General features: G+C 36.5%; 8 protein-coding genes and 3 tRNA genes. 9 read left to right on the top strand and 2 right to left on the bottom strand.

All coding sequences use genetic code 11. The features are described from left to right. The first annotated feature begins 212 nt into the window (after window positions 1-212). The 7 genes from VIO64_RS06860 (at window position 213) to VIO64_RS06830 (ending at window position 6,778) form a co-directional block, all read left to right on the top strand. Window positions 213-995, top strand: coding sequence for a radical SAM protein (locus VIO64_RS06860; RefSeq protein ID WP_331916496.1), 783 nt, complete (start codon window positions 213-215; stop codon window positions 993-995). Between the two features lie 366 nt (window positions 996-1,361). After that, window positions 1,362-3,281: an NAD(+) synthase gene (locus VIO64_RS06855; RefSeq protein ID WP_331916494.1), complete on the top strand. Its 1,920-nt coding sequence runs from the start codon at window positions 1,362-1,364 to the stop codon at window positions 3,279-3,281. 578 nt (window positions 3,282-3,859) lie between these two features. Continuing rightward, window positions 3,860-3,936, top strand: a tRNA-His gene (locus VIO64_RS06850). Window positions 3,937-3,997: 61 nt separating this feature from the next. Further along, a tRNA-Gln gene (locus VIO64_RS06845) sits at window positions 3,998-4,074 on the top strand. 3 nt (window positions 4,075-4,077) lie between these two features. Further along, window positions 4,078-4,153 (top strand) — tRNA-Lys (locus VIO64_RS06840). A 137-nt stretch (window positions 4,154-4,290) separates the two neighbouring features. After that, on the top strand, window positions 4,291-5,187 hold the full coding sequence (locus tag VIO64_RS06835) for a DUF1186 domain-containing protein (RefSeq protein ID WP_331916492.1): 897 nt from the start codon (window positions 4,291-4,293) through the stop codon (window positions 5,185-5,187). Window positions 5,188-5,440: 253 nt separating this feature from the next. Beyond that, the gene (locus tag VIO64_RS06830; RefSeq protein WP_331916490.1) at window positions 5,441-6,778 is read left to right on the top strand and encodes a tetratricopeptide repeat protein; all 1,338 of its coding nucleotides are present in this window, start codon (window positions 5,441-5,443) and stop codon (window positions 6,776-6,778) included. 148 nt (window positions 6,779-6,926) lie between these two features. Here the strand turns inward: VIO64_RS06830 and VIO64_RS06825 are convergent, their stop codons facing one another. After that, the gene (locus VIO64_RS06825) at window positions 6,927-8,531 is read right to left on the bottom strand and encodes a peptide chain release factor 3 (protein WP_331916488.1); all 1,605 of its coding nucleotides are present in this window, start codon (window positions 8,529-8,531) and stop codon (window positions 6,927-6,929) included. Between the two features lie 126 nt (window positions 8,532-8,657). After that, the gene (locus VIO64_RS06820) at window positions 8,658-9,506 is read right to left on the bottom strand and encodes a PIG-L family deacetylase (protein ID WP_331916486.1); all 849 of its coding nucleotides are present in this window, start codon (window positions 9,504-9,506) and stop codon (window positions 8,658-8,660) included. A gap of 271 nt (window positions 9,507-9,777) precedes the next feature. On the opposite strand from VIO64_RS06820, the gene VIO64_RS06815 reads away from it, so the two are divergent. Together VIO64_RS06815 and VIO64_RS06810 are read left to right on the top strand one after the other, a co-directional pair. Next, window positions 9,778-11,448 carry a nucleoside kinase gene (locus VIO64_RS06815; protein ID WP_331916484.1) on the top strand — a complete coding sequence of 557 codons (1,671 nt, stop codon included), beginning with the start codon at window positions 9,778-9,780 and terminating at the stop codon, window positions 11,446-11,448. Between the two features lie 156 nt (window positions 11,449-11,604). After that, complete coding sequence (locus VIO64_RS06810) at window positions 11,605-12,786, top strand: copper amine oxidase N-terminal domain-containing protein (protein WP_331916482.1); 1,182 nt, start codon at window positions 11,605-11,607, stop codon at window positions 12,784-12,786. Window positions 12,787-12,909 lie beyond the last annotated feature (123 nt).

Below are 12,909 nucleotides of genomic sequence, written 5' to 3'. Positions count from 1 at the left end.
ATTTTTATAAGATGTACTTGCAGAAACCAGCGTTATATGTTAATATGAATTATAACAATTTGAGATTTACATACTACCTTGTAAGTAGTTTATAAAATGGCGTAGAGGCTTTTCTTGAAACAGATTTATTCTGTTTGGAGGAAAGCTTTTTTTTAATATCTGGGAAATTACGGTGTGTGCTACACCGCAAAATTGCAAAGAGGGTGATTCTTATGCAGAGCCAATCAAATCAAAAAGTATACTATGGAGATGAAAAACTGAGCACATGGTTTGAGGAATTATCACTTCCTGTAGCACCGCTGTGCAATATGATGTGTAATTATTGTTCGAAGGAAAATGATTGCATCAACAATGGAAACGATCCGGCACATCTCAGTAGGGCAATGACTCCGCGACAGGCAGTCAACTGGGCTTATGCTTCTGCAAAGCGAAATAGTAGGATTAAAACAATAAGAATCTCCGGACCTGGGGAGCCGCTTTTTAATAATCAGACATTTGAAGTACTTAAAAGGCTTAACACATACATGCCTGATCATATATACAGTGTAAGCACCAACGGATTACTTCTTGATGAAAGAGTTCAGGAACTGAAGGATTTGAAGGTACAAAAGGTCAATATTTCTTTAAATGCCATATCGAATTTAGCATTAATGAAGCTTTATTCCAGGGTTATAATTGGGAACCAAATAATAGTAAATTCTGAGGCAATGGCAGGAAAAATCATTGAGAGTCAGTTCAATGGAATAAAAAAGTGTATGAATTATGGTATGACTGTCAAGATAAATACCATATGTTTTCCCGGAATTAATGACAAGGAATTGTACAGCCTGGCATCAAGGTGTAAGGGACTTGGAGTAAAATCCATGAGCCTTATTGCTTTTAATCCGAGGGGCAAACTTAAGGGGCTAAGGGTACCTAATATTGCAGAAATGGCAAATATGAAAGTTGAATTGAAAAAGATCATAAGAAGGGTTGAGGTTAAAAATTTTATTTGACGGGAGAAATGCTTTTACTGAATCCTTGAACCACATCATTGGAAACATATATCTTTTAAATCCTTTTCTTCAATTTCTCTGTTTTTTATCATTCTAATTTCTCCTGTAATTATATCATGCTGTATATGAGCTTTGATTATGGTTCAGTATTGGTATGTTTTTAATAGTATAATAATATAGCAAAAATGAGAAACAACCGATATTGATATTACAGTTATGAAGATTGTAGACAGGATTTTCATTTGTGGGAAGGCGGATTGCCCATGACTTGTCCCATATAACCATAAAAATATCACTCATAACTTTATTTAATTGCAAAAAGTATGGTACACTTATTTTAATTATATAATAAGTTGGGTGATATATATGAATCATGGTTTTGTAAAAGTTGCGGCTGCGGTTCCGGAACTAAAAGTGGCTAATTGTGAGTTTAATTCTGAAAAAATTGTAGAATTTATTATGAAGGCGGACAAGGAAGATTGCCAGATAATACTGTTCCCAGAGCTTTCCATTACTGCTTATACATGCGGGGATCTGTTCCACCAAGAGATTTTGCTGGAACAGTCCATGACATATTTAAGCAGTATATTGGAGAATACAAAGGATACTGATATTGTTGCAATTGTAGGGATGCCGGTTAAGATTGATGCACAGCTTTTTAATTCAGGTGTTGTGATACAATCGGGAGAAATACTCGGGGTTGTTCCCAAAACCTATATACCAGGCTATAAGGAATTCTACGAGGAACGCTGGTTTGCATCAGGGGTAAAAGCGTTAAGTGATACGGTATGGCTTTGTGGCAGAAATGTTCCTTTTGGAGTGGATCTTTTGTTTGATGCTGTAAACTTTAACGGTGCGTGTTTCGGTGTAGAAATATGTGAAGATTTATGGGTTCCTGTTCCGCCAAGCTCATACCAATCAATGCTTGGAGCAACAATGCTGTTCAATCTCTCTGCAAGTAATGAGATTATTGGAAAAAGCGAATACAGGAGAGAACTTATAAAACAGCAGTCTGCAAAGTGTATTGCGGGATATATCTATGCATCAAGCGGTATTTACGAATCAACTACAGATATTGTTTTTGGGGGACATGCACTGATTGCCGAAAATGGAGGGGTATTGTGCGAAAACGAAAGATTCTCCATGAACGGTCAACTGTTATGCTGTGAAATAGACGTTGCAAAGTTAAACAACGACAGGATGAAAAATACAAGCTTTATGGAAGCTAATGTTAAGAACAGGGCAAGGAAAATAGGTTTTAATATAAAAGAAGCAAAGCTAAATGATATATGTAGGTTTATTGATCCTCATCCATTTGTTCCGGCAGATGTGGGAAGCCGTGATAAAAGATGCAGAGAGATATTTGACATACAGACTTCCGGCCTTGCAAAGAGGCTTATTCATACTGGTGTAAAAAACACTGTAATCGGAATTTCCGGTGGGCTTGATTCAACTCTTGCTTTGCTTGTGACATGGAAGACCTTCGAAATATTGGGTATTCCCATGGAAAACATTCATGCCATTACAATGCCTGGCTTTGGAACAACCGATGAAACATACTATAATGCATTGGAATTAATGAAGTCATTGAATGTTTCCATAAAAGAAATTGATATTAAGCCCTCATGTATTCAGCACTTTAAGGATATCGGGCATGATATGTCAATTCATGATGTTACATATGAAAATGTGCAAGCCAGGGAACGTACTCAGATACTTATGGATATTTCCAATAAAATAAATGGAATAGTGATTGGAACAGGGGATTTGTCGGAATTGGCATTGGGCTGGTGTACTTACAATGGTGACCATATGTCCATGTATTCCGTAAACTGCAGTATACCCAAGACACTGGTAAAATTCCTGGTAGAGTGGGTTGCGGATAATATGTCGAATCAGAATACCAGAAGTGTGCTGAAAAAAATTCTCAGTACCCCCATAAGCCCGGAGTTACTTCCTCCCGATGAAAAAGGCAATATAAATCAGAAGACCGAGGATATAATAGGTCCCTATGAATTACATGACTTTTTCCTATATCATATGATCAGGTACGGTGCATCCCCCGATAAGATTTTATTCCTATGCAGAAAAGCTTTTAATGGAAGTTATGAAGATGATGTGATAATCAAATGGCTGAAGACTTTCCTTAAGAGATTTTTCTCTCAGCAGTTTAAGCGGTCATGTTTACCTGATGGGCCTAAGGTTGGAACAATCAGTCTTTCACCAAGGGGAGACTGGCGTATGCCCAGTGATGCAGACGTAAATCTATGGCTTAAGGACATTTAGGCATTCCAGTTAAAAAGAATATTCACATGCAAAGACAATACCTCATTCGTCAGGTATTGTCTTTAACCGCAATCTCTAAATTTAGTATCCATGAGATTAATATCGCTGTATGGAGATTTAATCTCATTTTGGGTATTTTTCTGCGATTTTTTTACAACACTAATTCGTATTATGCTTAAATAGCGAAGGAAAAGTACCGCAAAAATAATCCCTCCCATAAAGCCTATAAAAATACCTTCAAAAAAAGCTAGAAACATTGTTTTCACCATTTATCATAAGAATAGAATTTTTTAGTGTTATCCAGCTGCATACTTATTCTAACATTATTCAACAAAAAGGGAAACACTTTTTTGTAAAAATTTTATAAATTTTATATTAATTATATGGAATATTGTGCCGATAAAATAAAAATAATAAAAAATTAAAAATAACTATTGACAGATTGGACTTTTTATCTTAAGATATTTTTGTGTCTTTTTTGAGGTCTGCGAAATCGTGTTGTAATGCACATCACAATTTCTTTCGACAACAATCAAATTCGCAAAATCGTAAATGATTTTTGTGTAGGCATCAATGTGGTGGATGTAGCTCAGTTGGTTAGAGTGCCAGATTGTGGCTCTGGAGGTCGTGGGTTCGACTCCCATCATCCACCCCACTAAAACTTATAGAGGTGAGAAGTTGCAATTGCTTATAATCGACTTCACACTTCTCAATAATGGGATGTCGCCAAGCCGGTAAGGCACCAGACTTTGACTCTGGCATTTCGTTGGTTCGAGTCCAGCCATCCCAGCCATTAGGGCCATTAGCTCAGTTGGCAGAGCACATGACTTTTAATCATGGTGTCCCGCGTTCGAGTCGCGGATGGCTCACCAAAACTAAAAATTCCGGGATTATGTGATCCCGGAATTTTTAAATGTTCAACAAAATATATTTACCTGAAAAATTATCTGTAAGGAAACAAAATCGTTCTGAAGAGTTAATCATAAGGTGTAAGCAAAGGGGATAAGCCATGGTAAACAATAAAATTAAAAATAGCCTGCCTAATAACATTGATTATGGAAAGTATTCCGTTTCAGAACTAATTAAGCTTATTGAATTCAATAAGGTTGGATTTCCGGAACCTGTATTAAGGAATTTGGTCACAAGAGAACAAGAAGCTGTTCCTGTATTGATGGATGTGCTTAAAAAGGTTTATGACAATTATAAAAGATATGCCAATGATGATGATTATTTTGGGCATATTTACGCAATATATCTTCTTGCACAATTCAGGGTATCCGATGCATACAAAGTGTATGTTGATATGTTAAGGCTACCAGGTGATTTAGTTTATAAACTTTTTGGGGATTCCGTATGTGAATCTACAGGCAGACTCCTTGCATCACTGTGCGGAAATGATTATGAACCTATTAAAAGTATAATAATAGATGACAGTATAGATGATGTTATTAGAAGTCATGCTGTTGCGGCAATAGCTATACTCGCTGTTCAAGGTGTATTGAACAGGGAAGAAGCATTAAAATATTACAAGGATCTCTTGATCTCCGACAACTGGGATAAAAATGAGTCGGTTATGGCGGAGATTGTGTCTGCTTGCAGCGATTTATACCCGGCTGAAGTGATTGATGAGATCAAAACTGTATACGAAAAGGAACTGGTAGATGTTCTTGTAATTGAACTTGATGATGTGGAAGAAATACTAAAGATGGATAAGGATGAAGTTCTTGAAAGGACTGGAAATGACATATACTATCATTATATTGACGATGCAATAGAGGAAATAAAGGATTGGAATTGCTTTTATCAAAGTGGCAGTCAAACTGCCTTAGGAGAGTCTGAGAAAGTGGGGCCAAATCAACTTTGTCCTTGCGGAAGTGGAAGAAAGTATAAAAAGTGCTGCGGATAAAATATAGTTTTAAGATTTGTGCATATAAAAGGTGTGTTACAAAACTATTTTTAGTTTTGTAACACACCTTTTTGTATAAAAACAGCAAAATGCTGGTCCAAAAGGGCCCGAAGATGTTGTATAATTAGTTATAAATAAAAAGACTACACAACAAACAAGCTATATATAATTTTTTGGGCAATACAAACATAAATAATATTTTAATATAGTCGAAGTGCTATCAGGACATTTTCTATCAAATGAGGTGAATTTATTGGGTATATTTCACATTTTTAAAAAGAAAGAGAACACTTATAATGAAGGCAACGAGCAATTTAATAATGCCCAAAAAGCCTTTGAGGGAGGGAATTATCAGGAGGCTTTAAGACTTCTTGTTTTTGCATTTTCATCGGATCCTTCATTTTTAGGGTGTTATAAGCTTGCAAATGAGTGCTTGTTAAAGCTTGGAGCAACAGACGAAGCGAACTTATTTAAGGATGCAATCACAAAGTTCAATAGTTTTGAACCCTTTTATAATCTGGGATATCATTTTATTGATGTGGGGCATAACAGGATGGCAATTCCATTTCTTGAAAGAGCACTTTCAATATCTCCAGGTGATTTAAAGGCAACAATGGAATTAACGCTTGCTTTAACAGCTCAATTCCAGCCCGGAAAAGCAAAACTGCTTCTTGAAAAAGTCGACAAAGGAGAAGATTTCTGGGTATGGTATCAGTATTACTGGTATTGTTTGTTATCAAACAGCATTGAAGGAATAGAAGAGTTTATTTCTTCTGCAAAAGGTTGTTTTGGGAAACAAAGTGCAGAAAATGAGAATATTGCTAATTGTGTTTGCATGATAGAGAAGTTGGAAGAGTGTTTTTTAAGGCACAAGACCATTTTAAAACCTGAAATGTTTATTAAATACTGGCACTATATACAATATGGTTCAGTAGTGATTCAATATTTTGATGATAATGAGGAGAACCTTAATGTTGCAGGAGGTAGATATGTTGCAAAATGGGGAAGTAATGAGGAGATTAAATCAATATTATTAAGATTAAAAGGTTTTCTTGAGAAACTAAATTTGTCCTGTAATTCTATTTCTTATTTACCGGACAGAGACTCGGAAATTATTGGAAAAGTTTTGTCAGAATTAATGAGATTACCTTCAAGTATATATAAAAAGCAACTTGAGGAAAATCAACTGATAATTGCAGCAAATAATAATCTCTTAAACGAGTATCCTGAGTTAGCGGAAATTAGTAATGGTCAGATTGTATTTGCATTTAATCAAGATTGGTTAAATGTTTCTACATTAACACCTGACATTTGTGGATTAATGTCTCAGACATATTTTTTTCCATGGAACGGAGGGCTTAAGGTAAATAGTGAAACTGGAAAGCTGGATCAACTGCCTCCCGATCAAAGGTCAACAAGTTATATTGTAACTGAGATTTTAAGTGAAAATATTGATGTTCAAGGGGATTTTGGGGAGAATGTACAGTTTTATATGGAAAGAAAAGAATATTTGAAATGCTCTGGGAAGGCTGGAAAAAAGCGATTACCTTTTAGAGTAGATAGCCCTGTACCTGGATCGTATTTTTGTTAGGAAGTATTCATTGGTGGATTTTCTGCATGTAAACCCTTATCTATTTTATTATGCATTCATTTAAGTTCGCTAAAAATCAAAACAGATGGTGAAATTAATAAAAACATTGAATTTTCACCATCTGTTTTATATTGCGTCTACCAAAAAGTTAAAAGCTCGTCGCTATATCCACAAGGTTGATGTCCTTATTTCTTTCCTCAGCCCAGCGAATTGACCATTCGTTTTCAAAGAGCAGAACATGCCGGTTCTCGCTGTCCTCTGTGATCATTGTAGAACTTGTCAGGTTAAGTTTTCTAGGGTCAATGTTTTCGCCTACAATCCACCTGGCATGTTTAAAAGGAAGATGCTGTATTTTGATGTCAACACCATACTCATATTTTAATCTGTATTCGAGAACTTCAAACTGAAGTGCACCGACAGCACCCACAATAAGTGCTTCAATACCTATATCGATTTGTTTGAAGGTCTGAATGGCTCCTTCCTCTGAAAGCTGCATTATTCCCTTTTGGAACTGCTTTCTTTTCATTGAGTCGGAGGCAGTTACTCTTGCAAAGTGCTCGGCAGGGAATATGGGAATACCATCAAACCTGAGCTGCGAGTTTCCTTCACTTAGGGTGTCTCCAATGTTAAAAATACCTGGGTCGAAAAGCCCTATGATATCTCCGGGATAAGCCTCTTCTACTATGGTTCTTTCCTGTGCCATAAATTGGGTAGGCTGTGCGAGGCGAATTTCCTTTTTACTCTGAACATGATGAACGGGCATTCCCTTTGTAAACTTGCCGGAACAAATCCTGAGAAATGCGATGCGGTCTCTGTGGGTTGGATTCATGTTCGCCTGTATTTTGAAAATGAATCCTGTGAATTTTTCACTTTCAGGATCAACATCACCAATGGAGGACTTTTTAAAGCCAGGCTTTGGTGCTAAGTTAAGGAACTCTTCCAAGAATGGTTGCACACCAAAATTGGTCATTGCACTTCCAAAAAATATGGGAGTCAATTCACCGGTCATTATCTTCTTTTTGTCAAACTCATCTCCTGCAAGATTGAGCAGCTCAATTTCTTCACACAGCTTGTTGTAGTAATGCTCGCCCAACAGCTCTGAGAAAATTTTATCATTAACACTTCCAACTGTGGAAGATACTGTGGTTTGTCCGTGATTACCGCCGTCAAACAGCTCTATCTGGGACTTTTTTCTGTTATAAACTCCTTTAAAGTCCCCTTCGGTACCAATAGGCCAGTTCATTGGATAAGAACGTATACCAAGGACATTTTCAATTTCTTCCATAAGCTCAAAGGGATCTTTACTCGCTCTATCCATTTTATTCACGAAGGTGAAAATGGGTATGCCTCTCATTTTACATACATGAAAAAGCTTAATGGTCTGTGCTTCCACACCTTTCGCACCATCTATAAGCATAACTGCACTATCGGCCGCAACCAGGGTTCTGTATGTATCTTCACTGAAATCCTGGTGACCAGGTGTGTCTAGAATATTTATACAATAATCATTATATGTGAATTGGAGAACACTGGATGTTACTGATATACCCCTTTGCTTTTCTATCTCCATCCAATCTGAAACCGCATGTTTATTGGTTTTTCTTGACTTTACAGAACCTGCCAGTCTGATGGCACCACCATACAGCAGCAGTTTTTCCGTCAAAGTTGTTTTACCTGCGTCAGGGTGAGAGATTATAGCAAAGGTTTTTCTGCGTGATACTTCATTACATATTGTTTCTTTTAAATCCGGCATTTTTAAACCTCTTTCAATAATTTTTGGGTATATTCGTCAAATAAGACGGCAGATTAATTTTATAGTAAAATAATATTTCCTGTCAAATTTAATGCATTATATAGTATTCTTTCCCGATTTCCTGTTTTAAAGTGCATTTTTTATGGCATTTACTGCTTCGAGATTAAATCTCTCTATAAATCCCCGGGCGTAGCTTATAATATCAATATCGACATTTTCGATAAGGGGTGTTAGGTCCATTCCCAATATGGAATTGGCTAGTGAGTCGGATTCTTGCGAACTATAAAAGGTAGCATTTGCACATCTTCGGCCGATAGCTGCCTTGTGGTATTCCTTGTTGCCTGATATTTGGGAATTATAGACCTCAATCAGTGCAGCTGCAATGTTTGGGTTTTCGGATACATCAAAGATTATTCTATCTTGAGATACAAGCCAGTCAAGGCTTCGCCATACTTCACAACCATAAAGCTCTTTTGGTCTTTCTGAAGGAGAGAGCTCCCGGATGGCATTGATTACCTTAACAGCAACGCTTAAATGAGTCTGATGCTTGTCAAAAAGATTGTGAGTATATATTATTTCCGGTTTTGCTTTTAATATAATAGATTTTAAGTCCTTTAAGATGTCTTTATTATAAGGGTCCTTAGCTTCGCGGCTGCTGTAGTTCAGCATGGCAACAGAACTGTATTCACCTACAAAAGCAGCCTTCTTTTGTTCAAGCTTTCTTATATTAATAAACTCTTCGTCTGAAAAAGAACTGTAAAATTCTCCTTTTGAGCTTCCGGCTCCGTTAGTTACAACTACACCTGTAAGCCATTTGGAGTTATTGCAAAAACACTCTGCTATGCCTTGATATGCCATGATTTCAATATCATCCTGGTGTGCAGCAATTGCCATGTGTGTAGTTCGCTCAATTGCCTCAGCCGCATCTTTTCCATCAGGAATAAATATTTCAGAACCTGCTTTTTTAAAGTCCAAACCAATCAGCCCCCATAACTAACATATTTCAAAATGATTCTATAGCACGAGAATATGCATGTCAATATATGCTTTGGAAATGAATAAACATGCCTTGAAAATAATAAAAGGAGGAATTTTGTGCGATTTATAGAATATTATTATATGATTTAATATAACAATAGAACTATATGAAAAGTGATCAATAGCACTTTTGAATTCTTTAAATTTGATTAATAATACACTTTTAATATAGCATAATTACTATATGACAGGATAGAGGAGACAAAACATGAAAGAACATGATTTAAAAATGGTTAGGGTTGGCTTTAAGAATGGATCTGAAAGACTGGTAGCTGAAGGTGTATCTTTAGAAGAATTGGCAAAGGATTATGAAAAGGATTATAAATATCCCATTTTTGCAGCAAAGGTAAATAATGATATTAAAGAGCTTAATTACATTATTACCGATAATTGTGATTTGGAGTTTCTTGATTTGACTGATGAAGACGGAATGAGAATATACAGAAGAAGCTTGCATTTTATATTGATTAAGGCAGTACATGATCTGTTTCCTGAAAGAAAGCTTGTTATCTGCCATACCATCAGTAAAGGAATATATTGCGAATTGAAAGGTGAAAAGCCCCTTGATCAGGGTGAGGTAACACTCATTGAGAAAAGGATGTGGGAGTTGGTTAATGCAAACATTCCTTTTGTCAAAAGGATTATGTCCCGTGATGATGCAAAGGAGCTATTCAAAAAGAGCGGCAGGTTAGACAGGTACAGGGCAGTGGAACACAGGCGTAAGCCCTATGTGACAATGTATAACTGCGATGATCTTGATGATTATTTTTATGGGTACATGGCACCTGGGACAGGACATATTAAAAAATTCGCACTTAAGTTTTATGCACCGGGGCTTATTCTGATGTATCCCGATAAACGTGATCCTTCGAAAATGCCTGAGTTTGAAGAACAAAAAAAATTATTTTCAATTTTTAAGGAATATAAAAAGTGGGGAAGTATATTAGGTGTTAATAATGCTGGGGATATAAATAATATTATTATGGAAGGGCAGATAAATACACTTATAAGGGTTTCGGAGGCTTTGCATGAGAAAAAAATTGCCCAGATTGCCGATCTCATTACAAACAGTGAGAACAAAAAAAGAGTTGTTCTTATATCTGGACCTTCTTCATCGGGTAAGACTACATTTGCTCAAAGACTTTCTGTACAGCTTAGGGTAAATGGATTAAAGCCTGTTACTGTATCTCTCGATGACTACTTTGTTGACAGAGAGCATACGCCTAAGGATGAAATGGGTGATTACGACTTCGAGGCATTAGAAGCCATAGATGTGGAACTTTTTAATCAGCAGCTAAGTGAATTGATTTCCGGTAAGGAAGTAGAGGTGCCTATTTTCAATTTTACAAAGGGTTGCAGGGATGATGTTGGCAGAAAGCTAAAAATAGATGATGACCAGTTAATAATAATAGAAGGCATACATGGCCTCAATGAAAAACTCACATCCCTTATCCCCAAGGAAAGAAAGTTTAAGATTTATGTAAGTGCACTGACTTCTCTTAGCATAGACGAACATAACAGGATTCCTACTACCGATTCAAGGCTGATAAGAAGAATAGTAAGGGATTTTCAGTTCAGGGGAAGCACAGCGGCTAGTACCTTGCAAAGATGGCCATCTGTCAGAAGGGGAGAGGAAAAAAATATTTTCCCATATCAGGAAGAAGCGGATATAATGTTCAACTCTGCATTGGTTTATGAGTTAGGAGTTTTGAAAGTCCTTGCAGAGCCATTATTGGCCGAGATTGGCAGCATGTCCTCAGAATATTCTGAGGCGAAGAGACTTATTGAATTTCTAGGAAATTTTCTTCCCGTGGATACAAAGGAAATACCTTTAAACTCAATTATTAAAGAATTTCTTGGAGGAAGTTGTTTTTGCTAATAATTAATAATTTATATTGATTAATAGTATATTATTGTATAAAATTATTAAAGTGTAAATCATAGTTGCTTTAGAAAGCCATCAATTATTACGATATTAAGAGTGTAAAATACTAATCGCTTTTAATACAAATATTAAAAAACAGGAGGATTATTAATGAAGAAATTTTTAACCATTGTAACTGCTTGCCTGGTTATTGGAGGAGTTGCTATAACTTCCTCTGCAGCAAGTAAAGTTAAAGAAAGCCCAGATATCAAAATTGCAATAGATGGCAAGATTGGGCAGTATTCTGATGTTCCTATCATACAGGATGGAAGGACGCTGCTTCCGTTAAGGGCTGTGTTGGAAAAACTGGGAGTACAGAATGATGACGACCATATTATGTGGGAGCCTCAGGAAAAAACTATAACAATAAACAAGGAATCCAAGAAAATATTCCTTCAGGTGGGAAATAAAAAGGCTCAGATCGATGAAACAAGCTTTGAGCTGGATGTTCCCCCAGTGATTTATAAAAGCAGAACTTACATACCTGCCAGATTTGTTGCCGAAAGCTTGGGAAAAAAGGTTGTATGGGATAACAGTACGAGATCGGTACTGATTAAAGAGCCAGCATCATTCGATGAAGTTAAGGATATTCTTACTAAGTCTGAAGCGGCTATGAAAAAAGTAAATAAGGCAAAAATGAATATGAAAATGGATATGAAGATGAGTTCTGCGGATACAGGATCTTTAGCTATTCCAATGGGCGCAGATATAAAGCTTGAAATGGATAAATCCAAAAAGGTTGCTCATATGTTAATGGATATGAAGACAATGGGAATGAGCATCAATATGGAGTTGTATTACGATGACAAAACCCAATATATGAAAGGGTTTCTATTTGAAAACTGGACCAAAAGTACATCAGAAGAAGAGAATTTTGATACAGTAGTCATCGATCAAATGGGATTGGAAATGATCAAAGCCGATGATGTAGGATCCGCAGGCTTGGTTAAGGTAGAAAGCAATAATCCTGACGAAATTGTATTGCAGGGGGCAGTATTTTTCGGTAATTTATCCGAATTAGGAAGCGGATTTGCTGGAGAAGATTCAGGCAGTGGTGATGTACCGAGCGATTATAGTGTTAAGGTCATACTTGACAGCAAGACATACTTATTGAAGAGCTGTGTAATGGATGTAGGAGGCAGCGATCCTGAGAATGGGAATAAGTCTGAAACAACTGGAAGCTTTTCAATTACTTTAACTGATATTAATGGAGATTTTCAAGTTAAAATACCGGATGAGGTTAAGAAAACAGCAATTGATGCAGGTGAAGCAGGTAAGCTTTTCGGAATGTAAAGGATACTGCATATCGGGATATTTATCCTGGTGTGCAGTATTTTATTCCAACGGATTGTTAACTAATTAACAATTTGTTATAATAGTATTATATACAGTAGAGGTTATGGAGGCTTGCATACT

The organism is Pseudobacteroides sp. (genome assembly GCF_036567765.1).
Classification (GTDB): domain Bacteria; phylum Bacillota; class Clostridia; order Acetivibrionales; family DSM-2933; genus Pseudobacteroides.
Note: the sequence above shows the minus strand (reverse complement) of the source record. Positions and strands in the feature narration are given on the sequence as shown.